Raw genomic sequence first — 26887 nt, 5'->3', positions numbered from 1 at the left:
ACCCCTATGGACGACACTCCCTTGAACAACAGCCCTCTGAGGCGACCCCTGAGCAGGCGCGGCTTCCTCGCCTCCGCCGCCGGTGTCGTGGCGGGCGTGACCCTCGCCGGCTGCGGCGACTACAAGCCTCCGTCCACCGCCGACGCCAACAAGGTGGCCCGGCTGCCCACGTACATCCCGTACAAGGGCGTCGAGACCTCGATGCCGGCCACCACGGACGGCGTCGCACCCGCCTATCTGCACTACCCGGCCGATCCGGTCACGGCATTCCCCGACGGGCCCCCCGCCAAGGGCCCGGCGATCACCATCCAGACGCTGATCTTCAACCCGGTGCCGCCACCCGTGGACCGCAACGTCCTGTGGCAGCACCTGAACAAGAGCATCGGCTGTGACCTCAACTTCGAGATCACGCCCGTCGGCGACTATCCGCCGAAGTTCGCCGTGACGATCGCGGGCGGCGATCTGCCCGACGCGATGCTGATGCTCAGGCCGGACCAGAACTCGGCGGCGACCCCGGACATGCTGGACACCCTCTTCGAGGACCTCACCCCGCATCTGTCCGGCGACAACATCCGCGACTACCCGTACCTGGCGAACATCCCCACCGCGTCCTGGGCGCCGTGCGTGCGCAACGGCGGCATCTACGCGCTGCCGATGCCGCGCCCGCTGTCCGGCGGCCCCATGTACACCCGCCTCGACCTCATCAAGAAGAGGGGCCTCGACCCGAACCCGCAGTCCTGGGACGAGTTCGCCAAGCTGTGCAAGGACGTCACCGACGCCAAGCACAACCAGTACGCCCTGGGCGACAGCGTCACCGCCTGGGAGTTCGTCATGAAGATGCTGTCGGGACCCAACAAGTGGCGTGCGGAGGACGGCAAGTTCACCTGGTACTTCGAGAGCGAGGAGGCCAAGCAGGCCCTCGACGCGGTCCGCCGGCTCACCAAGGCCGGGGTGATGCACCCGGACACCTACAGCGTCAACAACAAGTCGAAGGACTGGTTCGGCGGCGGGCAGAACGTCATGCGCCCCGACGCGCCCGCCGCGTGGAACGACTTCTACACCACCTACGCGCCCGCCACGAAGGGCTTCGAACTCGGCTACATGATGGCGCCGGGCTTCGACGGCGGCGAAGGCAGCCAGTGGCAGGGAGATGCCAACTACGCCACGCTCATCATCAAGAAGGCCCCCAAGGCGCGCATCCAGCAGATCCTGCGAGCCATGAACGCGCTCGCGGCCCCCTTCGGCACGGACGCCTACCTGCTGCGCAAGTACGGAGTGCCGGGCCCGGACCACACCATCAAGGGCACCGACCCGGTCCTCACCCCGCAGGGCCAGGCGGAGAACACCCTGCCGACGATCTTCGCGACGGACGCGCCGTTCACGCTGTACTACCCGGCCAAGCCGGACATCGTTCACACGCAGTACGCCTTCCAGAAGGAAGCCGTCAAAAAGCTGATCCCCAACCCGGCGGAGCCGCTGTACTCACCGACCGACTCCAAGAAATCCAAGCTCTTCGGCACCCTCCTGGACGACACCCGCAAGGGCATCATGCAGGGCCGCGTCCCGCTCAAGGAGTGGGACGACGCGATGAGGAACTGGCGCAAGGAAGCCGGGGACCAGATCCGCCGCGAGTTCGAACAGGCATGGGAGACCCGTACCTCATGACCCGGACCACCCGCACCGCCCGCACTCCGGCCGAGGACCGCGCCCACTGGGAAGGGACCGCGGACCGCATGCTGCTCGCCGTACGGCCCTACGCGCGCGACGGCCACGCCCTGATCGACCTGCCCGGTGTGCCGAGCCACAACGGCGTACTGAGCGACGGCCTCGAAGGCTTCGCCCGCACGTTCCTGCTGGCCGGCTTCCGGCTGGCAGGGGCGGGCGGGGCCGACCCGCATGACCTGGCCGGCTGGTACGCGGCGGGACTCGCCGCCGGAACCGACCCGGGCAACCCCGGCCGCTGGCCCACGTTCGCCGAGTCCAACCAGGCCAAGGTCGAAGCCGCGTCCATCGCGCTCGCGCTGCACGAGACCCGGCCGTGGATCTGGGACCGCCTGGGGGCGAAGGTCCAGCAGCAGGTGCTGGACTGGCTCGCCGACATGGTCGGCAACCTGATGCCCGGCAACAACTGGGTCTGGTTCCAGGGCGTCACCGAGGCGTTCGCCCGCACCGTGGGCGGCGCTTGGCTCCACACGGACCTCGACCGGACCATCGCGCTGACCGACGGCTGGTACGCGGGCGACGGCTGGTACTCCGATGGCCTCACCGGCGCCGGGCACCGCAACTTCGACCACTACAACGGCTGGGCCATGCACCTGTACCCGCTGTGGTTCTGCCGCATCCTCGGCGACGCGGCGCCCAGCGGCCTGCTCGACCGGTACCGGGCCCGGCTGCGGCGGTTCCTCGAGGACCAGCGGCTACTGGTCGGCGGGAACGGCTCGCCGCTGATCCAGGGCCGCTCCCTCACCTACCGGCACGCCGCACTCGCGTCGGTGTGGACCGGCGCGCTCTTCGACGCCACCCCACTGGCGCCCGGGGAGACCCGGGCGATCGCGAGCCGCATGCTCGACCACTTCACCGGGCACGGGGCCGCCGACGCGGAAGGGCTGCTCACCCTCGGCTGGCACCGGCCCTTCCGCGGCGTGCTTCAGGTGTACTCGGGTCCTGCCTCTCCGTACTGGGCGAGCAAGGGCTTCATCGGCCTCGCCCTGCCGCCGGACCACCCGGTGTGGACCGAGGAAGCGGTGCCACTCGCTGTTGAACAGGGCGATTTCGAGCGGGCGTTGGCCGCGCCGGGCTGGCTCGTCTCCGGCACGGCTGCCGACGGTGTCGTACGCGTCGTCAATCACGGCGGCGACCATTCCGACCCCGCCCGGCCGCACGCCGACGATCCGAGCTACGCGCGGTTCGCCTATTCCACGCACACCGCGCCGGAGACCCCCGGCGACCCCACTGTCCGCGGCGGCAGCGCGGACGCAGACCCGCTCGACAACGCGGTCGTGCTGCTCGACGAGGCCGGGCGGGCTTCGCACCGTCGCCCCGCCACAAGAATCTCCCTGGACGGCACCACAGCCGTCTCACGCTCTCGCGCGCACTGGCTCGACGACGCCACCTGGGACGTGTTCGGCGGCCCCGACGCCCCGTACGTCTTCGGCCCCTGGATCACTGTCGGCTCGGCGCTGCGCGGCTCGGTCGAGGTCCGGGCCGTACGCGTCGACCCCGCCACAGAAGACGAATCCGCCGATCATGTGCTGCGCGTCGGCGGCTGGGCGCTGGCGCTCGACAAGGCGCCGGAGGAGAGTGGGACCGCCCGGGTCCGCGGCGCGGACGGACTGGTCTCTCTTGTCGTGGGCGCGCGAGGACTGCCGCACGCCCGCACCGTCACCGGGGCCGAGAGCAACGCCCTCGGTCCCCTCTCTGCCACCCCCGTAGTGGAGACCGAGGGACCGGCAGCCCATGGCACCCTCCACGTCGCCCTGATCCACCTCGGTGGCACCGATCCGACCGCCCTGCCCGACGTCACCACCCGCGCCGAAGGCACCGACCTGCTCGCGGACGTGACCTGGCCGGACGGCGGACAGGACACCATCCGGCTGCCCGCCCCCAACGCCTGAACGTACGACCTCTGGAAGGACCACTTCCGTGCATGACGACCGCCGGATCATCGAGGCCCGGATCCGCAAGCTGCTGGACCGGGTGATCCGTCCCGCCCTCTACAGCGACGTACGCCCCCTCTCGCTCAGCGCGTGGTACGTGGACGGCGAGCCGGTCCCGGTGAGCGATGCGCTCACCGCCGACTACCAGCCGTTCACACTCGGTGCCGCGTGGGGCAGCCCCTGGGCGACGACCTGGATGCGGGCCCGCGCCGAGATCCCGCAGGAATGGTCGGGGCGCCGCGCAGAGGCCGTCTTCGACCTCGACTTCGACCTGACCAAGGGGCCCGGCGGCCAGGCGGAGGGTCTGGTCCACGACGCCCAGGGCGCGCCGCTCCAGGGCCTGCACCCGCACAGCCGCAGCGTCCTCCTCGCCGATTCGGCGACCGGTGGCGACCACGTCGACCTGCTGATCGAGCTGGCCGCCAACCCGCCCATCACCGGGAGCGCCGGCCTGAACACCCACCACGGCTCGCTGGAGACCGCGGGCGACGCACCCCTCTACCGCCTCAAGCAGGCCGAGATCGCGGTGCGCGAGGACGACGTCTGGCACCTCATCCACGACATCGAGGTGCTCGATGAGCTGATGCACGAACTGCCGCTCGGCTCCACCCGGCGCCACGAGATCCTCTACGCGCTGCGCCGGGCCGCCGATGCCGTCGACCCGACCGACGTCGCGGTGACGGCGGCCCGGGCCCGGGCACAGCTCGTCGACGTACTGTCCCGGCCCGCACATGCCTCCGCGCACACCCTCGCCGCCGTCGGCCACGCCCATATCGATTCGGCCTGGCTGTGGCCGGTGCGGGAGACCGTGCGCAAGTGCGCCCGCACCTTCACCAACATGACCACCCTCGCGCAGGAGTACCCGGAGCTGGTCTTCGCCTGTTCCTCGGCGCAGCAGTACGCGTGGATGAAGGAGCAGAGGCCAGAGATCTTCGCCCGGATCAAGAAGGCGGCGGCGGAAGGGAACTGGGTGCCGGTCGGCGGCATGTGGGTCGAAGCCGACGGCAACCTTCCCGGCGGAGAGGCCCTGGCCCGCCAACTCGTCTACGGGCGGCGCTTCTTCGCGGAGGAGTTCGGCGTCGAGCAGCGCGGCGTCTGGCTGCCCGACTCGTTCGGCTACACCGCCGCCTACCCGCAACTCGCCAAGCTGGCGGGGGCGGAGTGGTTTCTCACCCAGAAGCTCTCCTGGAACGAGACGAACAAGCTGCCGCACCACACCTTCGCCTGGGAAGGCATCGACGGCACCCGCATCTTCACCCACTTCCCGCCGGTCGACAACTACAACGCCTCCCTGACGGCACGCGAGAACGTCCACGCCGAAGCCAACTTCAACGACAAGGGGGTGGCCACCCGCTCTCTGGTTCCGTTCGGATACGGCGACGGCGGTGGCGGCCCCACTCGTTCGATGCTGGAGAAGGCCCGCCGCCTGCGGGACCTCGAAGGCTCGCCGAAGGTCGTCATCGAATCGCCCGACGCCTTCTTCGCGGCGGCCCGCACCGAGCGTGAAAGCAGTCAACTGCCAGTCTGGCGGGGCGAGTTGTATTTGGAAACCCATCGCGGCACGTACACCAGTCAGGCCCGCACCAAGCGCGGCAACCGGCGCACTGAGGCGCTGCTGCGGGAGGCCGAGCTCTGGGCCGCCACCGCCGCCGTCCGGGCCGGGGCCCCGTACCCGTACGAGCGTCTCGAATCGCTGTGGCAGCGCGTGCTGCTCAACCAGTTTCACGACATCCTGCCCGGCTCGTCCATCGCCTGGGTGCACCAGCAGGCCGAACGTGAATACGCCGAGATCGAAGCTGGACTGGAGACGCTGATCGCCGACGCGGCTGGACAGTTGCCGGGCCGGCCCGCGCTGCTCAACGCCGGGCCGTACGCGCGCCGCGAGGTCGCCGTCCTCCGTGACGGAGCCGGGGAGTTCGCCGGGGCGCAGCCCCTGTCGGACGGACGCACGGCTGTCCTCGCCGAGGTCGGTGCCCTCGCCTCCGGCGGCACGGTCGATGCCCCCCGGGGTTCTGTCACCGGAACGGCAAAGGACGGCGGCTTCGTCCTCGAGAACGGGGTCGTGACCGTCGTCGTCGACCGGCGCGGACTGATCACCTCGGTCTACGACCACGCCGCGCAGCGCGAGGCGATCGCCCCCGGCACCGTGGGCAACCTCCTCCAGCTCCACCCCGACGACCCCAACCTGTGGTCGGCCTGGAACATCGACATGTACTATCGCGACGTCGTGCACGACCTCGACGAGGCCGAGTCGGTGACGCTCATGGACGAAGGGCCGCTGCTCACGTCCGTGCGAGTCGAGCGCGTCCACGGCGAATCCCGGTTCATCCAGCACATCGAACTCGCCGCCGAGAGCCACCAGGTCACCGTCCGCAACGACATCGACTGGCAGCAGCGCGACACCGTACTGAAGGCGGCCTGGCCGCTCGACGTGCACGCGGAGCGGGAGAGCGCCGAGATCCAGTTCGGCCACGTACAGCGGCCCACGCACGAGAACACCAGCTGGGACGCGGCCCGCTTCGAACTGTGGGCACACCGCTGGGTGCACGTCGGCGAACGGCACTGGGGTGCCGCCCTGCTCACCGACTCCACATACGGGCACGACGTCCGCCGGGACACGCGCGAGGACGGCGGGGCCACCACGACGCTGCGGCTCTCCCTCCTCCGCGCGCCGCACAGCCCCGACCCGCAGGCCGACCGCGGGCAGCACAGTTTCACGTACGCGCTGCTCGCCGGCGCCGGGATCGAGGAGGCCATCGCGGGCGGCTACGCGCTGAACCTTCCCCTGCGCCCCGCACCGGCCGCGCTCGACGCCCTCGTCTCCGTCGACACCACCGACGTGGTGGTGGAGTCGGTGAAGTTCGCCGACGACCGCGGCGGCGATGTCGTGGTCCGCCTGTACGAGGCGTGCGGCGGGGCGGTCGCGGCACGGCTGTCCGCGGGATTTCCGATCACCGCCGCCCTGGACTGCGACCTCCTGGAACAGCCCCATGGGGAACTGCCCTCGTCCGACAGCGACTCCTTGGACCTCCAGTTCCGGCCGTTCCAAATCCGGACCCTGCGTCTGCGGCCTACGATGCCTCGGAAGGAGGCAAGTTGACGACGGTGAAGACCGAGAAGTGGGCAATCCGGCGCGGCACGAACCTGCCGCGCATGGGGGACTTCAACGAGTCCGTGATCCTCGACGCCATTCGCAGGCACCCGGCGGGCCTGAGCCGGGTGGAACTCGCCAAGGCCACGGGTCTGTCGGCGCAGACCGTCTCGAACATCACGCGGCGATTGCTCGACCAGGGCCTGGCACGCGAGTCGGGGAAGCAGAACATCGGCAGTGGCAAACCCCGCACCCTGCTGGAGATCGTGCCGACTTCTCGCTTCGCCGTGGGCGTCCACCTCGATCCCGCCGTGATCACCACGGTCGTGGTGGACCTCCATGGCACTGTGGTGGCCCAGTGCCACCGGCAGACCCCGAGCGGTGGTGACACCGACCAGATCGCCGCCGACATGGCGGCCTCGGTGTCCGCACTCGTGACGGAGTCGGGCATTGACGATTCCCGGGTCCTGGGCCTGGGCATCGCCGCGCCAGGCCCCATCGACGCGGCCGCCGGATGGGTGGTGGACCCACCGGAGCTGCCGGCCTGGGGCCGCTACCCACTCCGCGACCGGCTCAGTGAGGAAACCGGCTTCCCGGCCCTGCTCGACAAGGATGTGACGGCGGCGGTGGTCGCCGAACGGTGGGCGGGCGCGGCCACCGACAGCCGAAACCTGCTCTTCTTCTACCTCGGGACCGGTTCCGGTATGGGCCTGGTCGTGGAAGACACGGTGCTGCGCGGCTCCTCCGGCAACGCGGGCGAGGTCGGCGGCCTCGGCGCCGCCTGCTCGGCTCGGGCCCTCGTGGACGAGGCCATCGCCTTGGGCGTGCTCGGCGCCGAGTACACCTGTCTCGACCCGGCAGACGCCCAGCGTGGTCTGGTGCGCCTGGCGGAACTCGCTGCCGAAGGCGAGCCCCAGGCGGACGGCATCATCGAGCGACTGGCCATCCGTATCGGCCGGGGCGTCTGTGCGGCGGGGACGCTCCTGGACGTCGACACCGTCGTATTCGGCGGCCCGATCTGGCAGTTGTTGGCCGACCGTCTCCTCGCCACCATCGAGCCGATGGTGGCGCGCTCCCCGTTCGTCAGGCCCACCCACCCGACGACGGTCACGTCGACCACGCTCGGCGAAAACGTGGCCGCGATCGGCGCTGCCTCCCTGGTCCTCGATCACGCCCTCTCTGCCCAGCCGAGGTCTCTCCTGCTGGCCGACCGGGGCATTGCTGGTCAGGGCACGCGATCAGGGAGCGAGACGAGGGAGAAGTCGTCTCGGATGACGTAGTGAACGAGGTGAGGGTCTTCCGCTGCCGGCGCGGACGCCGGCAGCGGGCCCAGCCGGTCTTCCCGGCCGCCGGTCGGGGCTGTGGCAGGGCATTCTCCGGCCCGCGGCTGGGTCAGCTCCTCGACCGGACCCTCGCCGCCGTCGGGTCCACGCCGTTCAGGCGTCTGTCGGCGACGTCCTTGCGGACCCGGGCCCGCAGTGTCTCCCCGGTGGTCCCGAGGATGGTCGACTCGGTGAAGTAGCACATCGCATAAGCCGAGTCGGTGGCGTGGGCTGTTCCGGCGCCGAGGGCCAGTGCGCCGGACACCGTCAGGGGAGTGGCGGCGGCCATGCCGAGGAAGCGGCGGCGGGAGGGCTGGGGGCCGGGGCAGGTCATTGCGCTCATCTTGGTCTCCAAGGGAATTTATGAGGCGCGGAGCCGCTCGTCCGGCTCGGCGCTGTCGAATATGGCCGCACGCTTCCTGCCGGACCCGGCTGGTCCGGGCAGACCGTGCCCGGGCTGCCGCGGCCACCGGGGCCGGCGGAGGCCCTCGCGGTTGTGGAAGCGGTCGCATCCGGGTGAGGTGTCGTCGCCGGTCGGCCCTCCGGCCGAGGCGGCTCCTGGCATAGGCGGACGGAACGTGATCAGCTGGACGGGCGTGTCAAGCGCTCGGATGCTGTCGTCTGGGGTGTGACAGCCGTGCAGGGCGCTCACGGTACGGCTGTCACACCCCAGGGCAAGCCCGAGGACGCGGCCCGACCTCCGATGGAACGGGTGGACGCCTCGAAGGAGGACCATGACCGTTCATCACCGCGGGACGCGGGCGCCGGGCACGGTCGTGGTCGGCGCCGGTCTCGTCGGCCTTGCCTGCGCCCTGGACCTGAGCCGAGCTGGACGGCGGGTGGCTCTGCTGGAGGCGTCCGACGGCCATGGTCGGCCGGAGCCCGACGCGGGCACGGCCCCGCCGATGCCCTCGCGAGGAGACCCGCGCCAGGTCGTCAGGGCCGTCGCCGATGCGCCGGCGGCGGACGCCGAGCTTCTGCGTACGGCCCCGGACGGAACGCCCGTCGTCGAGCGGCGGGTCAGGTGAGCCGACGTGCCTCAGGCTTCGTCGCCAGGTCCGAAGTGGTCATTGTGGGCGGCGGTGCGGCCGGACTCAGCCTCGCGCACAGGCTGACGGAGACCGGCTCCACCACCGTGACCGTGGTGGAGCCGCCGGACGGTTCGTTGCGGCCGCCAGAGCGGACCTGGTGCTACTGGGACCGGGGCCCCGGCGACTTCGACGAAGCGGTCAGCGCATCCTGGTCCCGGCTGCGCGTCCACGGCGCCGACGGCAGCGAGGTCACTGTTGATCCGGCCCCGCTGCGCTACCGCATGTTGCGGTCCGCGCAGTTCGAGCGGCTGGTGCACTCCCGGATGGCCGGTTTCCCCGGTGGGCGTGTCCTGCGCGCGACGGTGGACGCGGTGCGGGACGTGGCTGACGGGGCGGAAGTTCACTGCACGGCACCCGACGGCCGGGCGCTGACGCTGTGCGCCCGCCATGTGTTCGACTCTCGTCCCCTGCGCGTCCTGCCGCCGGCCCGGACGCTGCTGCTGCAACACTTTCGCGGCTGGTTCGTGCGCACGGCCGCGAACCGGTTCGATCCCGCGGTCGCGGACCTGATGGACTTCCGGGTGCCGCAGCCGCGTCACGGGCTCGCCTTCGGCTACGTCCTTCCGCTGGCGCCGGACCGGGCTCTGGTCGAGTACACCGAGTTCTCCCGGTCTCCGCTGACCACCGCAGCATACGGGGCGGCGCTCGGCCACTACAGCCGCGAGATCCTGGCCCTCGGTGCCTTCACCGTGGAAGCGGCGGAACAGGGTGTCATCCCCATGACCGACGCGCGCTTCCCCCGGTGCGTCGGGGCTGCCGTCTTCCGTATCGGGACCGCGGGCGGCGCCACACGCCCGGCGACCGGCTACACCTTCGCCGCCGTGCAGCGGCAGAGCAGAGCCATCGCCGCCGCTCTGCGAGAGGGGCGCAAGATCGTGCCTCCGCCGCACGGGCGGCGTGCGCTGGCCATGGACGCGGTGCTGCTGCGGGCCCTGGACACCGGACGGATCGACGGCCCCGACTTCTTCACCGGCCTGTTCCGCCGTACGCCCCCGGAACGTCTGCTGCGCTTCCTCGACGGCGCCACCTCGCCCTGGGAGGAGTGGGGAATCGGACTGCGTACCCCCGTCGGCCCGATGCTCCGGACCGCCGTTGAACTCCCCTTTCTGCCCCGCCGCGCCCGCCCCGCCCCACGAATCGGAGAGAGGCACCCATGACACTGCTGCGCGACCACGATCTGGCACGCGCCTTCGACCACGCCTCGCACACCTACGACCGCCTCACGGCCCTCAACCCCGGCTACCGCACCGACCTCCTCCGCTCGGCCCGCAGACTACGGCTGCCCGGAGACGGAGCAGGACTCCACGTGCTCGACCTCGGCTGCGGCACCGGCGCCTCGACCCGGGCCCTGCTACGGACCGCGCCCCGCGCCCGCATCACCGCCGTCGACGCTTCGCCGGGGATGCTGCGACGCGCGCTGGCCAAGCCGTGGCCTGCACGCGTGCGCTTTCTGCATGTGACGGCAGAGGAAGTGGCGACGGCCGGGGAGGGTCCCTTCGACGCGGTCTTCGCCGCCTACTTGTTCCGCAACGTCACCGACCCGGATCGGGTCCTCGCGGCCGTCCGGGCACTGCTGCGACCGGGCGGACGACTCGCCGTCCACGAGTACAGCCTCAGCGGCTCGGCCGTCCACCGCGCCCTGTGGACGGCCGTGTGCCATGGGGTGATCATTCCGATGGGCACGCTCAGTGGTGACCGTGCCCTGTACCGCCACCTCTGGGGCAGCGTCCTCGCCTTCGATACCGCACCCGCCTTCACCGACCGTCTGACGCGTGCGGGCTTCACGGACGTGCGCGCCGTCCCCGTCGCCGGGTGGCAGACCGGCATCGTGCACACCTTCCTCGCCCGGGACGGCTCCGCCGCCGCAGGGGAGCACGCCCGGTGAGCGCCCGCCCGCACGGTAGCGCCCGGCGGGGCCGCGACCGCAAGGCCGGGGTCCTGATGCCCGAACCCGGCCGGGCCAGGTTCGAGTACGGGGACGCACCGTCCGCCGCCGTGGTCGGCGGCGGCATCGCCGGTCTCTCGGCGGCCACCCTGTTGGCCGAACGCGGCTCCCGCGTGACCCTCTACGAACGGGAGGAATCACTCGGCGGCCGCCTCGCCGGCTGGCGCACCCGTCTGGCCGACGGATCCGAGGCGACCATGAGCCGCGGTTTCCACGCCTTCTTCCGTCAGTACTACAACCTGCGCGGCCTGCTGCGGCGGACCGACCCCGGCCTCACAAGGCTCACTCCGCTGCCCGACTACCCCCTTCGGCACAGCGGCGGCCTGACGGACAGTTTTGCCCGTGTCCCGCGCACACCGCCGTTCAGCGCACTCGGTTTCGTCGCCCTGAGCCCCACCTTCGGCTGGCGGGACCTGGCCACCATGGACGTCCGGGCGGCGCTGCCGCTCCTCGACGTCCGGGTGCCCGAGGTCTACCAACGCTTCGACCAGGTCAGCGCGGTCCGTTTCCTGGAACGTGTCCGCTTCCCCGAGGCCGCCCACCACCTGGCGTTCGAGGTGTTCTCACGCAGCTTCTTCGCCGACCCGCGCGAACTTTCCGCCGCGGAATTGCTGCTGATGTTCCACATCTACTTCCTCGGCTCGGCCGAGGGCCTGCTCTTCGACGTACCGGACGAACCCTTCCCGCAAGCCCTGTGGGGGCCGCTCGGCGACTACCTCCAGCGCCTCGGAGTGGTCGTCCGCACCGGCACCTACGTGCACGACATCCACCCGTGCGACGGTGGGGGAGTCGCGTTGCGTACCGACACCGGCGAGGACCGGCACGAGGCGGCGGTGCTCGCCCTCGACACCAGGGGACTGCGCCAGGTCGTGGCCGCGTCACCCGGCCTGGGCACCGCCGCCTGGCGCGACGGCATCGCCGCTGTGCGTACCGCCCCACCGTTCCTCGTCTCCCGGCTCTGGCTCGACCGGCCTGTCCGCCCCGATCGCCCCGGATTCCTCGGCACCAGCGGGTACGGCGGCCTGGACAACATCAGTGTCCTGGAACGCTACGAGGGCGAGGCCGCCCGCTGGGCCGCCCGGAACGGGGGCACGGTGGTGGAACTGCACGCCTATGCCGTCGCTGCCGATGCGGAACGGGAGAAGGTGCAGAGCATGCTCGTCGACCGGTTGCGTCAGGTGTACCCGGAGACGCGCGAGGCGCGCATCGTCGACGCCCGGCACGAGTGGCGCTCGGACTGCCCGCTCTTCCCGGTCGGTTCCCACCACCGGCGTCCCACCGTGCGGACCCCCCACCCGTGGCTGACGCTGGCTGGTGACGCGATCCGCTGCGACCTCCCGGTGGCGCTGATGGAACGCGCCGCCACCACCGGATTCCTGGCGGCCAACGCTCTGCTCGCCGCATGGGGCGTCCGGGGCCAGGTGCTGTGGACGGTCCCTCGGACGGGCCGTTCGCCCGCGCTGCGGGCACTTGGCGCACTCGCGGGACGTTGATCCGAGCGCCGGGGAGCGCACCGTGCGACCACGGAGCCGCCGTACCCGACACGTGCCGACGCCGGACGGACCGGGCGCCCGACGGCCGGGCCGGCGCGGAGCCCGATCGGCAGACGGCCGGGCTCGGTGCTCATCCCTCGCTGGTCACCCCGGGAACCGTCCGGTGCTGCGCAGCGTCCAGCGTCGCTCGGCGTAGGCCAGGTCGTCGCGCCACAGGCGCCCGGCCGTGCGACGCATCAGCGGGCGCAGCACTGGGGCGGCGGCCCGGGCCGGCTTGAAGCCGCGCCGGTCCGAGGTGACGACGACCGCCTCGACCACGGCGGTCCGTGGCTGTTCATCGGCCTCACCGGTGAGCGGCGTGGCATGGGTCTCGACCACGGACGTCGCTCCCTCGCCGTCGGTGATGCGCATGACGACCGTACGCGGCTCCGGCGCGGTGAACTCGGCCCGGACCGGGACCACCAGACGCCCCGCCACGCGGAAGGAGACATCGACGACGAAGGCGTCATCCTCGTCACCCCGCGGCTCCCGCGCCACCGTCAGGTCGACGAACGAGTACGGATGGAACCACGAGCCGTGCCACGGGTCGAGACGGTTGGCGACCACGTCCTGCGGTTCGCACCGCCCCACCGCGGTGAACACCGCGTCCACCCCGCTGCCCATCGCGGGACGCACCGGCACCACAGGGCGCTGCGATGGTTCCTCGCCGCCGACCGCGTCCAGCCGCACCCATACCAGCAGTCCGTCGTCGTGGACGGGGTACGGCTCCCAGCTTGCGAAGGCGGTACCGTCCAGGGCCAGTCCGTGCCAGTGGCACACCAGCGTGCCGCACACCACCCGGCTGTCGCGCAGGGGAGCACCGAGATGGGGGCAGGCGCCTGGACCCGCGTGCAGCTCACCCGTATCCGAGCGCCACAGCACGACCTCGACGCCGCCCACCGTCCTGCCGCACGGGTGCCCGCCGGCGCGCACCTCCCGGGAGCCACCGACGACGAACCAGTTGCCCGAGGGACGTGCCAAGCCCCGCTTGAGTGCGTCGGCAATCAGCGCCGGCCGTGCTGCCCGCCAGGTCGGTTCCTGCGCGGCCGCCGGGCCGCGGCGCCGCCGCAACGGCGGTGTCCAGCGGGCCTTGTCCGCTCGATCGCTCACTACCCGGGCCCCTTCCACTGGAGTGCCGCGCCGCCTTCCGCGGGTGCCGGACGTGCGACGCGGGCGCGCCACCGCGCGCCGATCACCTGTACGGCTCCGGCCGCGGCGGTGGCCGCACGCCGTCCGCGTGACACCATGGCCCGCTGATGCAGCACGATGTAGTCGTGGTGCGCGATCGCGTCGAGAATGCCGCCGTACAGGGTGAACGCGGTGCGGATACAGGGGCGCACCCGTGGGTCGAGCATGTCGATGCCGGGTTCCGCCGCACGGTACACGTCCCTGGTCATGGCCTCGGCAGCGACGAGCGCCGCGCGGATCCGCGGGTCGCGGTGCCCTGTGCGGCGGCTCCACTCCAGCAGCGGCCGGTCCACGTCGTGGGCGGCGAGCAGGTCCGCCGGCAGGTAGACGCGGCCCCGGTCCAGGTCCTCACCCACGTCCCGCAGGAAGTTGGTGAGCTGGAACGCCACCCCAAGGGCCGCCGCGTGCGGTGCCGCCTCCTCGCGGGCGACGACCGTGCCGAGCACCGGCAGCATCTGCAGACCGATCACCGCCGCCGAGCCGTGCATGTAGGAGCGCAGGGCGGCGTAGGTCGGATAGTCCGTGACGGTCAGATCGCTGCGCATCGAGGCCAGGAAGTCGGCGAACAGCGTGTGGTCGATGCCGTACCGGTCGGCGGTGTCGGCCACGGCCCGGACCACGGGCTCGTCCCCGCCGCCGGTGCGCAGCCCGCGCGCGAGGTCGCTCTCCACGCGCCGCAGCAGCCAGTCGCGCTCGTCGGGTGTCCGGCGCCGGTCGAGGTCGTCCACGATGTCGTCCGCCCAGCGGGCGAAGCCGTACAGCGCGTGCACGGCCGAGCGGCGTTCCAGCGGCAGTAGACGGGTGGCCAGGAAGTAGGTCCTGCCGTGGCGGGCGTTGAGCCGCCTGCATCGGGTGTAGTCGGCGCGCAGCGCGGGATCGGTGATCCCGGCGGCGTCCAGTTCACGACGGGTCACCGGCACCTGCCGAAGCCGGGGTGTGGGGGACCTGAGCGCCGGCTGTGGTCGGCCGGGTGTGTGGTGTGCGGCTCCCGACGCAGCCGGTGACACGGGCGGCGGCGAGTTTGCCGCTGATGAGCACCGTCGGTACGCCGACGCCGGGGGTGGTCCCGCAGCCGGCCAGCACGACGTTGTCCAGCCCGCGTACCAGGTTGCGCGGCCGGAACGGGCCGGTCTGGGCGAACGTGTGGGAGACCGAGAACGGGCTGCCCGCCGCGTGGCCTTGTGCCGTCCAGTCCAGCGGAGTCACCAGGAGCTCCTCCTGGACACTGTCCGCGAATCCGTCGAGGCCCCGGCGCTCCAGCTCGGCGACCAGCCTGTCGCGGTAGCGCGGGCCCAGGTGCCGCCAGGCGGGCGCGGAGGGGCCGACGATGGTGTTCGGGCAGGGGGCCAGGACGTAGTGGAGGTGGCCGCCCGGCGGCGCCAGGGTGGGGTCGTGCGTAGTCGGCCGGGTGATCAGCAGGGAAGGGTCGCTCATCAGCGCTCCCGAGCGGGTCAGTTCATCGAACGTGCGCTCCCATGCCGCGCCGAAGGAGAGCGTGTGATGGGCGAGACCGGGCCACGTGCGGTCGGTCCCGGCGTGCAGAATCACAGCGGACGGTGAGTGACGCAGCCGCACCGGGCGGCGGGGTGCCCGACCCAGGAGCCGGTGCGCGGCGGACAGTTCACAGGTGAGCACCACCGCGTCGCACCGAATCCGCTCACCCGACGTCAGGCGTACGGCACGTACCCGGTCGACCGAGCGCTCCAGCCCGCTCACCTCCGTCGACCACCGGAGGTCGGCACCGGCGCCGGCCGCCGCGTCGGCCATGGCGCGGGGCAGCGCGTGCATCCCGCCCTTGGGAAACCAGACGCCGGCCACGGTGTCCATATAGGCGATCACGGCGTAGGCCGCGAGGGCCCGGGCGGGGGTTACTCCGGCGTACAGGGCCTGGAAGGAGAAGACTCGGCGCAGGCGGGTGTCGGAGAGAAAGCGGCCGATCTGGTGGTCCAGACGCCCGAACCCGCCGAGCGCCGCCAGGCACGCCAAATCCGGGTGCAGGAGCTGGAAGGGGGAGTCGAAGTTCGTGTCGATGAAACGTCGCATCTGTGCCCGGTACAGCCGCTCCAGCCAGTTCCGCAGCCTGCGGTAGCCCGCGGCCTCCGACGGTCCGGCGAATCGACGGACCTCCGACTCCATCGCCTCGCTGTCGGTGTGGACGTCGAGCGAGGTCCCGTCCGCGAAGCAGGCCCGGTAGGCCGGGTGCAGGGCCACCAGCTCGACGTGGCGGCCGAGGCTGTCGCCGACGGCCGTGAACGCCTCGTCGGCCAGGTGCGGCATGGTCAGCACCGTGGGGCCGGTATCCACCTGGTATCCGCCGACCTGTACGCGGCCGGCCCGGCCGCCCGGACCGGCGTCCCGTTCGACGACCGTGACCCGGCGGCCGGCGCCGAGCAGGTGCAGGGCGCAGGCGAGGCCGGACAGTCCGGCGCCCACCACGACGACATGGTCCGTCGGTCCCGCCACCGTCCTCACGCGCCCTCCCCGGTGGGCCCCGGGGCGACACCCGACGCTCGTTCGACCAGTGCGGCGAACTCCCGCCGCAGACCCGGACCGGCGCCGATCGTCGCGAAGTGCCGCAGACTCGTGGCTGCCAGTTCCGCGATCTTCGACTCCACGATGGTCCGGGCTCCGGTCCGCTCCAGCGCCGCCCGCATCCGCTCCACGGTGTCCTCCGACCGGTGGGCCGCGCCCGGGGCGAGCACAGCGGCGGCCTCCTCGTCCCCGGCGGCGCCGGCGAGCCTGACGGCGACGGCGAGCAGGTAGGTGAGCTTGCGCGTCCGCAGGTCGTCGTCGGCCGGTTTGCCCGTGAGCGCCGGGTCGCCGAAGGCGCCGCAGAGGTCGTCGCGGAGCTGGAAGGCCAGCCCCGCGCACCGGCCGGCGGAGCGCAGCGCGTGCAACGTGTACTCGTCGGCGTCGGCCAGCGCCGCGCCCAGCGCCATGGGCCGCTCGACGGTGTACAGGGCGCTCTTGAGCGTGGCGATGGTGAGCGCCTGGTCGACACCGGACGAGGCGGCTGCCTGCGCGTAAATGTCGCGGTACTGCCCGGCCATGATCTCACCGCGCATCGCCTGCCACTCGAGGAACAGCCGTCGACCGTGCGGTGAGCCGAGTGCGGTCTCCGTCAGCAGATCGTCCGCCCACGCCAGTGCCAGATCGCCGGCGAGTACCGCGGCTGAGGTGGCGAATGAATCCGGTGGGCCGGTCATCCGTGCGGCCCGGTGCATGCGGGCGAAACAGACGTGCGCAGCCGGCGCACCCCGACGCAGCGGCGACCCGTCCATCAGGTCGTCATGTATGAGGGCGCATGCCTGGAGGAGTTCGAGGGCGGCTCCCGTGTGCAGGAGCGCCGTGGCATCGCCCGAGCCGCCCGCCGCCCGCCAGCCGCACCACGCGAACGCCGTGCGCAGCCGCTTCCCGCCGCGCTGGACGAACGCGCTGACACGGCCTGCCACGTCGCGGGCGAACAACGGGTCCACATCCCCGGCCCGGCCCAGTGCCGTATCGAGGTGATGCTCCAGTACCGTCTCGACGGCCCTGGCGGCGTCGCGGGCCGTGCGCGGTTCCTCGACGAGTCCGGCCGGGTCCGCCACCGTCGGCTGCACTCCAAGCATCCGCAACCTCTTTCACTCTCGGTCACCTGCACACCAGTGCTTCCGCCGTCGGCCCGTGCGCGGATGCGTTGATCTGTGCCCGGCGTGGGGCCGGTTGGGAAACTTTTCACTCCACCGGCCCATCGACATGGGTCTCATGGCGGTGCGTCACCGCGTGTGCGCTCCTGCCGGCGGACCTCAGCGAGGTCGGTGGGCCGGTCGAGCTGCCGCACCGCCCGGGAGGTGGGGTGGATGCCCGCGAACCGGTCCCGGTGCCGGTCGTAGAACGTCCTGTGGCCCGCGGTGTAGGGGCAGGCGCGCTCGCCGGTCCGGTCGCCGGCCGGTAGGCGCACGCCCGCGGAGGTCGCGCATGCGGTGCACGTAGGCGCCGCCTGACGGGTACGGTTTGGTCGTCTCCGGCCGCCTTCGGCGTACTGGGACATGCCGACGACGTTGCGCACGATGACCCAGTCGTATCCGTCCACGAAACAGCGGTGGAACCAGTCCATGACCGCGGAGGGGCCCCAGCCTCGCTGGAGGGCGTGGCCGCCGAGGACGATCAACCGGGGAATGTGGTGCGTCCACCCCGTGTCACGTACCTGGGCCGGAACCGCGTGCGAGCAGCGCGCTCTGACCAGGTCGTTCCACCACCCGGGCAGCGGGGCGGTGTGGCGCAGGACGTTGGAATGCCGGCACTCCTCGCCGAAGTACCAGTACAGCTGCCACACGTACTCGCGCCAGCCGGGCGATCTGCCGTACGAAGCCCTCCACGCCGTTCAGCGGTGCCCGTCCGGCGCGCCACGCCGCTTCGCGCCCGCTCGACACACCCGGCGGGGTCGAGCAGGCCGAGGTTGAGCGGGACGGACGGCAGACTGTGGCTCATGACCGGGTCGGCGGCGAGCACGGCCTCCTCGTACGGGCCGAAGGCGGCGAGCAGGTGATCGACGAAGCGCCGCAGCGCCGCTCGCGCCTCGGCAGGGGGCCGGGAAACAGTCGTGGCCCGTCCCGTTCGACGAAGGACACGTCGCCGTCCCTCTCCCAGCGGTCGAGGTCATGGCGGACCTCCTCGTCGATCTCGTCCTCGTGTGGCCGGCCCCACCAGCAAGGGACAGACCCTGCTGGACCATGCGCTGGAAGATCGCCCTGAACGCCTTCGGCGTCACATTCGACGGACGTCTCTCAGCACCCCGTCACGCACCCCAGCTACACCGTTCGTGACAGACCCGGTCCGGGGGGTGACCATCGTGCGGGTGCGGGCGACAAGCCGGAACTGGTGGGTCAGACTTTCACCAGAGGCGGGATTTCACCCCCGCCCGCGTAAGGGGCCTTTCGTGCTCGATGTGCCGATGTGGCTGTGGGCGGCGTTCGCCGTCACCGTGATCGTGTCGCTGGCTGTGGACCTGCTGGCGCACCGGGAGGCGCACATCATCGGGTTCAAGGAAGCTGCCGCCTGGAGCGGGGTGTGGGTCGGTCTCGCCCTGATCTTCGGGGTGGTCATCTTCCTGGTTCTGGGCACGACGCCGGGGGTGGAGTACACCACCGCGTGGCTGCTGGAGAAGAGCCTGTCGGTCGACAACCTGTTCGTCTTCGCGCTGATCTTCGCCTACTTCAAGGTGCCGCGCGCCTACCAGCACCGCGTGCTCTTCTTCGGCGTTATGGGCGCGCTGGTGTTCCGAGGCATCTTCCTGGCCGCTGGAGTGGCTGTGGTCAGCCGGTTCACCGCGGTGCTGTTCGTCTTCGCGGCCGTCCTCTTCTACAGCACCTACAAGATCCTCAAGGAGGAAGAGGACAGCTTCGACCCGGGCAAGAGCATCGCCGTGCGGCTGTTGCGCAAGGTCATGCCCGTTCGGGATGAGTACGCCGGGATGAAGTTCTTCGTCACAGAGGCCGGCAAACGCGTCGCCACCCCGCTGCTTGCGGTCGTCGCCGCGATCGAGGCAGCCGACCTGATCTTCGCCGTGGACAGCGTGCCCGCCGTTCTCGCGGTCAGCGACGACGCCTTCATCGTCTACACCAGCAACGCCTTCGCCATCCTCGGCCTGCGTGCCCTGTACTTCCTGCTTGCCGGACTGCTGGACCGGTTCCATTACCTCAGCAAGGGCCTTGCGCTGATCCTCTCCTTCATCGGCGTGAAGCTGATCCTCCAGGCGTCCCACAAGTTGTTCAGCAACAGCATCCCGGAGATTCCGTCACCCGTCAGCCTGGCGGTCATCGTCACGGTCCTGGCAGTGTCCGTCGCACTGAGCATTCGGCACCCCCGCCCGACCGCCCCGGAAGGGACCGCTCCGGCCGCACGGGAGGAGAACGACGTTGCCTCGGGCCCGACTGGTGCACGCCCCCCGGCGCAGGAGACACGGAAGACGGACGACCCACCGCAGGACAGCTGACCTGCATGCACCTCCCGTTGCGGCATTGCCGAACCAGCCTCACCCGACGCTCTCCATCACCGCCACCGGATCGGCCGGGGTCCGGTCCGAGACTTCACCGGCCTCCACCCTCGCAAAGAACATCCCATTTTATTGCAAAGTAACTTATTCTGTATATATGCACAGTGTGGAGCGTGCGACGGCACCGCAGACCGGGCGTGTTTGCCCCGCCTGCCACCACCCCGTGAGCGCAAAGATCACGCGACACAAGACCATGGGAATCTTCGTTCCTCTATGGAAGCCGGGCACCTGCCACAACCCGATCTGCCCGAAGCACGCGCAGGGAGAGAAGAGCCCAAGGAGCAGCGGGGCGAAGCCGTAACTCCCCGGAACGGTACGGAACTGAGCGGCTGGCGGCGTCTCGCGGCATGGTCGGCTAACAACTGTGTGCCCTATCGCACCGACTCGTCCATCGCCGCACGCAGGCACACCTCCAGCACCCGCGTGCCACCCGGTGTGGACAAGGCTTCCGAACCGCCCGCCCCCAGACTCATCAGCGAGACGGCGCCCGCGCTCACCGCCTGCCTCCGGGGCACGGGTTTGAACCAGCTCCCGCCGTCAGTGGACAGTTGCATCAGCCATACCCCCTCGTCGAAACCATCCGGCTGGGCGGGCTTGCATGTGCGTCATCTGCGAGCCAGAGCAGTTGCCCACAAGAGGTCCGGCTGGATCACCTCTCGGCCGTCGCCGCCGAGAAGCAGTGTCTTCGACAGTGGGTTCGAGGTAGGGCGCCGCCGCGCCTCATCTGTCTGAAGACAGCCGCATCCTGGTCGAGTAGGTCAAGAGCTCGGTGGCGATGCCAGGGGATCGCGGCACCACGCCCCGCCTTGAACGCCGTGACGGTCGTGTGTCGTCTCGAGCCGTACGACAGCCGTCCCGGGTTTCACGGCCTGGTGGACGGCGTCCGGCAGGAGCCTGGTTCCACGCGGGGAGCCGGAGACATCGCACTCGCCTGCCTGCTGCTCCTCGGGGGGCTGTCGCCGACGGAAGTGAGTCGCGTCCAGAGCGGCCCGTTCGGCCTCGTCGGGGAGTAGCGTGAACTCATCGGGAGTATTTCGCACACCGGCCCCGATGCCGGTGTCGTTCCTGGTGAGCAACGACACCGGCCAACTGCCCACGTGCAGAGGTCCGGAGACGGGTTCGCGCGATGTCCGTGACCACCGATCATCCCCCGCTACGGGCCGTGCCCTTCAGAGCCCCGACCGCACGCCTCGCGCTGAAACCCCTGAGTCCTTCACCAGGGCACGTCGAGTTGGACGGAGCCTGGTGGCCTCGTTCACGTGACATGACACACGAACTCGCCGCTCTGGCGGACGTACTGGATCCGCTGTGGGGACGGATCACCCGTATCGCCGTCAACCCGCGCTACTGGTCGATCATCCCGCACAAGATCTTTGTCAACGGCCATGTGGTGAAGGTCGGTTGGTTCACGTCGGAGCAGGATCCGCACAAGATCCGGCTGCTGTCCTATACGGCGGGCCGCTGGGACCTCCTGGTGATACCCCCGGAGACCAGTGCCCCCTCGGCGGCCCGGCTGATGGCTGCCGCGTCCGACTACGACGGCCCGCCACTGACTGCGAGCGCGCTCATCGCCGCGGACGAGGCCGGGCACGCCGTCTCCGCGGCCGACCAGCCACTGGACCCGGACGAGACATGGGAGTACGAAGGCGGCGCCTCCGCGGTGTCCGTGGCCGTTCCGGAACAAACCGGTCCGTCCAGTCAGACCAGTCGCTTGATCGTCGGTATGTGAGGTGGCAGCCATGAACGCCTTCATGACAGTCGCCGCCTTCGTCGTTCTCATCGCAGCGGCGGCATACGTGATCCACCGGCTCAACACCCAGCATGCCGACAGAATCGCCGTGCACCGGTACAGCGCCGCCCTGCCCGGCCGCCGCGGCACGCCGCAGCCCCCGGTGAGACCGGACCGGTCCGAGTCGCCGACTGCCGGCGAACGACGGGACCACCGCGACGGGGGCCGTGGCCGCTTCCCGCCGCGCCGCCGCCATACCACTCACCACAGGTGACCAGCCGGTTTCCGTCACCGGCCTTGTGCACGGACCGTCGACTCGGTTCGTACCGATGCGTGCGTCCGGGAACGTACACCCGGGCCATGGACCGCGCGAGGAGCGGCCGGGATCCTTGAACCGAGGCGTCATGACTCTTCCGCAGCTGAACATCTACCGGCACGACCGGGGCAGGCGAGCACTGATCACTCTGGCCGGTGAGATCGGCCCGGCCACGGCGCCCCAGGTGCGCACCGCTCTGGAGCGGTGCCTGCAGGACGGCATCACCACCATCGACGTCGACCTGACCACCGTCGGCCTCTGCGACAGCAGCGGCCTGCGCGTCTTCCTCGACGCGTCGCAGCACGCCGCCGAGACCCACGCCTCCGTGCGACTGCACTACCCGTCCCCGCAGACCGCACGACTCCTCGCGGACACCGGCTCCGATCGCATGCTCCTGCGATGGACCGGGTTGGAACAGCGAGGATGAGGAGGGGAGTCGATCAGTCGGCCCTCCTGAACGCGATCCGCCTGCGACGGCTGAGCCGCGGGCAGGCCGAGAGCCTGCGTGAGGTCCTCGCGGACCTGTACGTGAAGTCCGTTGTCGGGGCGGGCGGCGAGGAGTACCGCGACAGGTCTCCTGCGTCGTCTGGCGGGTGATGCCCGGCGTCCGGGCTTCGCCCTGCTGGTCGCGGAGACGACGTCCGCCGCCCCCTCCACGGCACTGCCGCCGTCCGTCCCCGACCGCACGGACAAGGCACTCAGGCCGACTGCCGCACCCGGCACGGCAGCGTGACCGGTGCCGCACCCAGGCATCGCCCGTAGACACAGTGCGTACCGCGACTCGCGCTCCTTACTCGCATCGAAGAAAGTCTCACTCTGACGCCGCGCCCCGCGCTCGGGCGCCCGCCCGGGACCCGGTCGCGCATGGCTCCCACGGTGCGGGTGAATCCGCCGCCCAGTGCGTTGATTCCCGGGACCTCCCGTGCGGCGACCCCGGCGATCTTCTCCACCACCCCGTCCGCGATGGTTGTTTACCACGGGGCTCCGACGCAGCCGGAAGCGCCGTGCCCAGGCCGGTGCGGGACTCATCCGGATCGGGCTTCCGCAGAGTTGAACTGTTCGGCTCCGCATGCGAGCCACGTCCTGGGGCGGTGCACGGAGTGCCGTACTCGGGCGGCCGTCATGAGCGCTTCACATTCGAGTACCGTGCGGCGCCTCGGATATGTACTGGCCCTCCACGTGGGCGACGGCGGCGCCCGCCAGGTCGGCGGTGATCGGCAGGTTGCCGTCGGCCATCTTCGAGTCCTGCATCACACAGGACTGGACGTTGTAGTTGGCCAGGACGGCAATCGGATTGCCGTCGAGGTCGTTGAAGCGGGCGACGTACACCCCGTCGTCCGAGATGCCCTGCTCGTTGACGCCCAGCCAGTATCCGTCCGCGGTGCGGACGTTGCGGTTGACATTGACGTCGGCGGAACCGGAGCCGTACCCGACCTGGGCGTCCTGGAGGTTCTTGACGGCATCGGCCACCACGGTCTCGGTCGCCGCGGCGATGCTCTGCACATAGGCGGCGGCGCCGGCCGATGAGGTGCTCGCCGCGACGTGCGGTGCGGAAAAACAGTGGGTCACCGTGACCAGGATGTCCGCGGAAGCGATGCCGGTGGCCGCGGTGATGGCGGTACGCATCAGCGCGATGGCCTCGGCGCTGATCGAGGTCAGGTCCAGGACCGCCAGCGCGAAGCCGCGGGAGCCGGACTCCACCAGCAGGACACGGACATACAGGTCGTCGTGGACGGAGGTGAAGGTGTCCAGCGGCAGGATGGAGGCTGCCGGTGTGAACGCGGCCTTGCCGGTTCCCATCCGCAGGACGGTCTTTGACTCGGCGGCCCCGGCCTCGGCCGCGGCGCCCACCACCGTGGTCGCCGCTGTGGCCAAAGCCGTCGCCGCCACGAAGGTGCGACGACTCACGTCCCCGGAAGAGCCGGATTCCTCGATCTCATTTGCGTGTCGCTCAAGCATTCAAGTCCTCTACAAGATAAATGGGTCCGTTCGCGCGCCGATTCCGCTGCCGCACGCGCAATGATCCGTCACGTCGGCAGCGGCGCCTAACACGGTGAGCATCACAGCGGTTTCGCCCAGCAGCAATTCGCAGGACGCAAGCTTAGATTTCACGCGCCGCATGTTGACGCAAGGCGGCGCCTCGTAGACTCTTCTCGCCGCGGCACACGAAAGAGAAGTGGGGCGGGCGCCTGTTCTCCTTGGGTGGGGCATATGGAATTCACAGGGAGTTCAGCGGGGTCTCACAGCACCGTCATTGTTTCCGGCGTTTTGGCAAATGGATTCGATGAGGCGTATGTGTGGACAATGCCCCTTGTTCGCCGACGTGAACACCGACACGAAAGGAGCCACTCTTGAGAAGCAGGCGCGCATTTATCGCGGGATCCGTGGGAACCGGAATCGCGGTCGCCGGTGGAGCTGCCTTCCAGGCATCCGCGGTCGCCGGGGAGCACATGCAGTCCACCACCGGTCATGGGCACATCCGGAGCGTCACGGCGATCACCCATGTCTACGGGGATGGCCAGAAGTTCGTGGCCGTGGCGGTCGAGTACGACCTCGACGTCATCGACCGTCGTCTGACGACGTCCACGTTCGCGGTCGAGAGCCGGACGATCACCCGTGTGTACGCGAACCGCGCCACCGAGCGCGCCGACCACGGCGCAAACGGCCATTTCGTGATCATCGAATTGCCTCCCGACGACACCGACGCGGCCCTATGGGCGACAGGAGGGGGCGGCGGGGCGCCTTCCGCCTCGCCCAGTGCACCCGCTTCGGCGAGCGCCAAGCACGGAGCGGCCCGACCATCCGCACGCCGTCGGCCACCGTGACGCAGACGAGCACTGTCTATACCACCGCCGGTCGCCGCTACGAGGCCGACGGGACCGTCCTGAGCACCAACCGGGTCGTCAACCCGATCGTGGACATCCCACCGCCCTGTTCGACGCCACCATCAATCTCATCGAACATCTGTCCGCCGCTTACGGCATCGACCCGAAGCGCCGCTACACCACGGGCCAGTCGATGGGCGCCATGATGTCGCTGGGCTTCGGCATCCGCTACACCGACGTCTTCGCGGCCCTGTACATCGTGGCCGGCCAGTGGCCGGCCGAACAGGCCGCCCCGTTGGCCACGAAGAAGATGTGGGTGCACGTCTCCGAGGGAGACGCCAAGGCGTTCCCCGGAGAGAACGCCATCATGCAGGTCGTCAAGGCGGAGGGCACCAAGGTTGCCACAGCGGCTGGATGGGACGCCCAGTTCACCCAGGCCGAATACGCCGCCGCCGTCCGTGCCATCGAGGCCCAGAAAGCACCGGTGCAGTACACCACGTTCCTCACGGGAACCGTCGCCGGAACCGGCGGCAACGCCGGTTCCGAACACATGGGGACATGGCATTACGCCTACGGCATCCCCGGAATTCGGGACTGGGTCTTCCGCCAATCCTTGTAGACCACCGTCGAACCCTTGACGCTCCGACAGCCGCGCGCCCGGCGAGGCCCGGCGCGCGGCACCATTGGTTCAGGAGCCGGGCGCGTCCGGGGCCTCCCGGTCCGAGGCCGGCCAGATGTAGGGCAGGTCGTCCGGCACGCCGGGGAAGCGAGGGGCGTACACCCCGGGGTCCTTTCGTACGAGTGCCAACTGGTGGCTGCGGTGGAAGGCGGCGTCACCGAGCCACGGCGGCAGTTCCCCGGCTCCTGCCAGTTCGGTCTGGTCGCGGACCGGGAGGCCGGGGCGGTGTGCGGCGAGGTCGGCGACCAGGGAGGCGGCGCAGCTGTCCTGATGCCCCAGCTCCCGCCACCCCCGGCACATCTCCAGCCCGTACCGGACGAGGGCCTCTTCGTATCCGGTCCACATCTGCACGGCGGGGTGCCGGCGCCAGCCGTAACCGGGCACCGTCAGGCCGCGTAGGACCTGAAGGGCCCCGACGCGCTGCTTGCCCAGCCGCCGCCGGTCGAGCTCACGCGCCGACCGCCGGAAATCGGGATGGGGCAGGAACGTCTGCATCTCAACTCGTCCCCATCTCATCTCTTGCGCGGCGCGGACGGCTGGCGCACCGCCGAGCCGCCGGGGGCCGGCGCCAGGCGCCGCGTCGGGCGGCCTCGCGTGCCAGTGCCGCGCCGATGCCGCGCGCGGCTCCGGTCTTTTCCGCATGGCCGGTGTGGGCCTTCAGCTCCAGCCCGGGGCCCTCCTCACAGCGGCGGATGACCGTCTCGTCGGACAGCCGCAGGCGACCGAGGCGGACCTGATAGCGGAGTGCCGGGCCGGGTCGCGGGCGCTGCCCGCCCAGCGGCTCGACCGCCGAGGGCCCCACCACCCACTGCGGGTACTTGTTGCCGTCGGCCAGGACCGCCCGCACGTCGTTGGGGTTGGCTTTGAGTAGACGATGACGAACGGCCACGTACACCTCCGTACTCGCGGGAGCGGCTGTCAGACTGGCCTCGCCGAGTGCCCCCGCATCATCGGTCGAACCGGCCTGCAGCCCACCCTGTGGTACTTCATTGATCCTCGCTGGCCACGGGGCCTGGCCGAGTTCTGGAACACCACAACCCGCGATGCTCGCGAAGTCCGCGGCCGGACTCGACGTTCTCGCCCCCGGGCGGGTCCAGCTCGGACTCGGTACCGGAGCCTTCTGGGACGCGATCGCGGCCATGGGCGGACCGCGCCGGGAGGCTAAGGAGGCCGTGGCAGCGCTCGACGAGGCTATCGAGATCATCCGGCTGATGTGGAGCGTGAGCCATCGGTGCGTTTCCGGGGCGAGCACTACTCGATCAGCGGAGTGCATCCGGGGCCGGCCCCCTCGTCGGACCTCGGCATCCAGGGTATGGCGCGGCAGTGGGCCGACCAGCTCGTCTCCGTGGTGCGCGACTATGGGATGAACGGCTTCGTCTACTGGCCCGACGCCGACCATCAACGCCAGATCACGGAGTTCGCGCAGGAGGTCGTACCGGCGATGCGCGCCGCGCTGGCACAGGGATGCTGACCAGG

23 protein-coding genes and 4 pseudogenes are annotated in these 26887 nt (G+C 70.6%); 16 read left to right on the top strand and 11 right to left on the bottom strand.

All coding sequences use genetic code 11. The features are described 5' to 3' along the window. Positions 1 to 6 precede the first annotated feature (6 nt). From J5X86_RS27240 to J5X86_RS27225, 4 genes are read left to right on the top strand one after another with little or no spacing between them, the layout of a single operon-like run. Entirely contained in the window at positions 7 to 1665 is a 1659-nt protein-coding gene (locus J5X86_RS27240; RefSeq protein WP_243981571.1) for a substrate-binding domain-containing protein, read from the top strand. Beyond that, on the top strand, positions 1662 to 3614 hold the full coding sequence (locus J5X86_RS27235; RefSeq protein ID WP_208519354.1) for a DUF2264 domain-containing protein: 1953 nt from the start codon (positions 1662 to 1664) through the stop codon (positions 3612 to 3614). The genes J5X86_RS27240 and J5X86_RS27235 overlap by 4 nt, the downstream gene beginning before the upstream one ends. Before the next feature lie 28 nt (positions 3615 to 3642). Beyond that, on the top strand, positions 3643 to 6756 hold the full coding sequence (locus J5X86_RS27230; protein WP_208519353.1) for a glycoside hydrolase family 38 C-terminal domain-containing protein: 3114 nt from the start codon (positions 3643 to 3645) through the stop codon (positions 6754 to 6756). 53 nt (positions 6757 to 6809) lie between these two features. Then, a complete protein-coding gene (locus J5X86_RS27225) occupies positions 6810 to 8027 on the top strand; it encodes an ROK family transcriptional regulator (RefSeq protein WP_208519478.1) in 1218 nt (405 codons plus the stop codon). Positions 8028 to 8241: 214 nt separating this feature from the next. On the opposite strand, the pseudogene J5X86_RS27220 reads toward J5X86_RS27225, so the two are convergent. Continuing rightward, positions 8242 to 8403: pseudogene (locus J5X86_RS27220) on the bottom strand (alpha-L-arabinofuranosidase); the annotation flags it as partial. Positions 8404 to 8803: 400 nt separating this feature from the next. On the opposite strand from J5X86_RS27220, the pseudogene J5X86_RS27215 reads away from it, so the two are divergent. From J5X86_RS27215 to J5X86_RS27200, 4 genes and pseudogenes are all read left to right on the top strand, one after another. Next, positions 8804 to 8941 (top strand): annotated as a pseudogene (locus J5X86_RS27215) (FAD-dependent oxidoreductase); the annotation flags it as partial. Between the two features lie 191 nt (positions 8942 to 9132). Next, positions 9133 to 10317, top strand: a complete 1185-nt coding sequence (locus J5X86_RS27210) for a lycopene cyclase family protein (RefSeq protein ID WP_308124746.1) — start codon at positions 9133 to 9135, stop codon at positions 10315 to 10317. Continuing rightward, positions 10314 to 11045, top strand: a complete 732-nt coding sequence (locus J5X86_RS27205) for a class I SAM-dependent methyltransferase (protein ID WP_208519351.1) — start codon at positions 10314 to 10316, stop codon at positions 11043 to 11045. Before J5X86_RS27210 ends, J5X86_RS27205 begins: the two co-directional genes overlap by 4 nt. A gap of 56 nt (positions 11046 to 11101) precedes the next feature. Beyond that, on the top strand, positions 11102 to 12598 hold the full coding sequence (locus J5X86_RS27200; RefSeq protein WP_208519477.1) for an FAD-dependent oxidoreductase: 1497 nt from the start codon (positions 11102 to 11104) through the stop codon (positions 12596 to 12598). 144 nt (positions 12599 to 12742) lie between these two features. Here J5X86_RS27200 and J5X86_RS27195 read toward each other — a convergent pair whose 3' ends face one another. From J5X86_RS27195 to J5X86_RS27175, 5 genes and pseudogenes are all read right to left on the bottom strand, one after another. Next, positions 12743 to 13747, bottom strand: coding sequence for a DUF5914 domain-containing protein (locus J5X86_RS27195; RefSeq protein WP_208519350.1), 1005 nt, complete (start codon positions 13745 to 13747; stop codon positions 12743 to 12745). Then, entirely contained in the window at positions 13747 to 14739 is a 993-nt protein-coding gene (locus tag J5X86_RS27190) for a phytoene/squalene synthase family protein (RefSeq protein WP_208519349.1), read from the bottom strand. Before J5X86_RS27190 ends, J5X86_RS27195 begins: the two co-directional genes overlap by 1 nt. After that, on the bottom strand, positions 14726 to 16297 hold the full coding sequence (locus J5X86_RS27185) for a phytoene desaturase (RefSeq protein WP_208519348.1): 1572 nt from the start codon (positions 16295 to 16297) through the stop codon (positions 14726 to 14728). The genes J5X86_RS27190 and J5X86_RS27185 overlap by 14 nt, the downstream gene beginning before the upstream one ends. Then, a complete protein-coding gene (locus J5X86_RS27180; RefSeq protein WP_208519347.1) occupies positions 16294 to 17436 on the bottom strand; it encodes a polyprenyl synthetase family protein in 1143 nt (380 codons plus the stop codon). Before J5X86_RS27180 ends, J5X86_RS27185 begins: the two co-directional genes overlap by 4 nt. Before the next feature lie 134 nt (positions 17437 to 17570). Next, positions 17571 to 18507: pseudogene (locus tag J5X86_RS27175) on the bottom strand (cryptochrome/photolyase family protein); the annotation flags it as partial. A gap of 239 nt (positions 18508 to 18746) precedes the next feature. Between J5X86_RS27175 and J5X86_RS27170 the strand changes: the two are divergent. Next, a complete protein-coding gene (locus J5X86_RS27170) occupies positions 18747 to 19802 on the top strand; it encodes a TerC family protein (RefSeq protein WP_208519346.1) in 1056 nt (351 codons plus the stop codon). A gap of 431 nt (positions 19803 to 20233) precedes the next feature. On the opposite strand, the gene J5X86_RS27165 is transcribed toward J5X86_RS27170, so the two are convergent. Then, the gene (locus J5X86_RS27165) at positions 20234 to 20416 is read right to left on the bottom strand and encodes a hypothetical protein (RefSeq protein WP_208519345.1); all 183 of its coding nucleotides are present in this window, start codon (positions 20414 to 20416) and stop codon (positions 20234 to 20236) included. Between the two features lie 572 nt (positions 20417 to 20988). Here J5X86_RS27165 and J5X86_RS27160 point away from each other — a divergent pair. The 3 genes from J5X86_RS27160 to J5X86_RS27150 all read left to right on the top strand — a co-directional run bounded on the left by J5X86_RS27160 (position 20989) and on the right by J5X86_RS27150 (position 22334). Beyond that, the gene (locus tag J5X86_RS27160; protein WP_208519344.1) at positions 20989 to 21591 is read left to right on the top strand and encodes a DUF5994 family protein; all 603 of its coding nucleotides are present in this window, start codon (positions 20989 to 20991) and stop codon (positions 21589 to 21591) included. A gap of 10 nt (positions 21592 to 21601) precedes the next feature. After that, positions 21602 to 21865 (top strand): hypothetical protein, encoded by a 264-nt coding sequence (locus J5X86_RS27155; protein ID WP_208519343.1) that lies wholly within the window; start codon positions 21602 to 21604, stop codon positions 21863 to 21865. A 130-nt stretch (positions 21866 to 21995) separates the two neighbouring features. After that, positions 21996 to 22334, top strand: a complete 339-nt coding sequence (locus J5X86_RS27150; RefSeq protein WP_208519342.1) for an STAS domain-containing protein — start codon at positions 21996 to 21998, stop codon at positions 22332 to 22334. A 379-nt stretch (positions 22335 to 22713) separates the two neighbouring features. Here the strand turns inward: J5X86_RS27150 and J5X86_RS27145 are convergent. Together J5X86_RS27145 and J5X86_RS27140 are read right to left on the bottom strand one after the other, a co-directional pair. Continuing rightward, positions 22714 to 22955, bottom strand: a pseudogene (locus J5X86_RS27145) (Asp23/Gls24 family envelope stress response protein); the annotation flags it as partial. Between the two features lie 83 nt (positions 22956 to 23038). Next, positions 23039 to 23815 (bottom strand): hypothetical protein, encoded by a 777-nt coding sequence (locus tag J5X86_RS27140; RefSeq protein ID WP_243981567.1) that lies wholly within the window; start codon positions 23813 to 23815, stop codon positions 23039 to 23041. A gap of 476 nt (positions 23816 to 24291) precedes the next feature. On the opposite strand from J5X86_RS27140, the gene J5X86_RS51005 reads away from it, so the two are divergent. Continuing rightward, on the top strand, positions 24292 to 24732 hold the full coding sequence (locus J5X86_RS51005) for a hypothetical protein (protein ID WP_308124745.1): 441 nt from the start codon (positions 24292 to 24294) through the stop codon (positions 24730 to 24732). Positions 24733 to 24925: 193 nt separating this feature from the next. Next, entirely contained in the window at positions 24926 to 25351 is a 426-nt protein-coding gene (locus J5X86_RS52960; RefSeq protein ID WP_374229298.1) for a hypothetical protein, read from the top strand. Between the two features lie 69 nt (positions 25352 to 25420). Here J5X86_RS52960 and J5X86_RS27130 read toward each other — a convergent pair whose 3' ends face one another. Then, positions 25421 to 25906 carry an MSMEG_6728 family protein gene (locus tag J5X86_RS27130; RefSeq protein ID WP_208519341.1) on the bottom strand — a complete coding sequence of 162 codons (486 nt, stop codon included), beginning with the start codon at positions 25904 to 25906 and terminating at the stop codon, positions 25421 to 25423. A 1-nt stretch (position 25907) separates the two neighbouring features. After that, a complete protein-coding gene (locus J5X86_RS27125) occupies positions 25908 to 26300 on the bottom strand; it encodes an SRPBCC family protein (protein ID WP_208519340.1) in 393 nt (130 codons plus the stop codon). 154 nt (positions 26301 to 26454) lie between these two features. Between J5X86_RS27125 and J5X86_RS52955 the strand changes: the two genes are divergently transcribed. Together J5X86_RS52955 and J5X86_RS52950 are read left to right on the top strand one after the other, a co-directional pair. After that, positions 26455 to 26778 (top strand): LLM class flavin-dependent oxidoreductase, encoded by a 324-nt coding sequence (locus tag J5X86_RS52955; protein WP_374229297.1) that lies wholly within the window; start codon positions 26455 to 26457, stop codon positions 26776 to 26778. After that, positions 26757 to 26882, top strand: a complete 126-nt coding sequence (locus J5X86_RS52950; protein WP_374229296.1) for a hypothetical protein — start codon at positions 26757 to 26759, stop codon at positions 26880 to 26882. The genes J5X86_RS52955 and J5X86_RS52950 overlap by 22 nt, the downstream gene beginning before the upstream one ends. Positions 26883 to 26887: the final 5 nt, after the last annotated feature.

The organism is Streptomyces sp. NEAU-YJ-81, assembly GCF_017592595.1.
Classification (GTDB): Bacteria; Actinomycetota; Actinomycetes; order Streptomycetales; family Streptomycetaceae; genus Streptomyces; species Streptomyces hygroscopicus_B.
The sequence above is the reverse complement of the archived record's forward strand: the minus strand, read 5'-3'. Positions and strand labels throughout refer to the sequence as shown.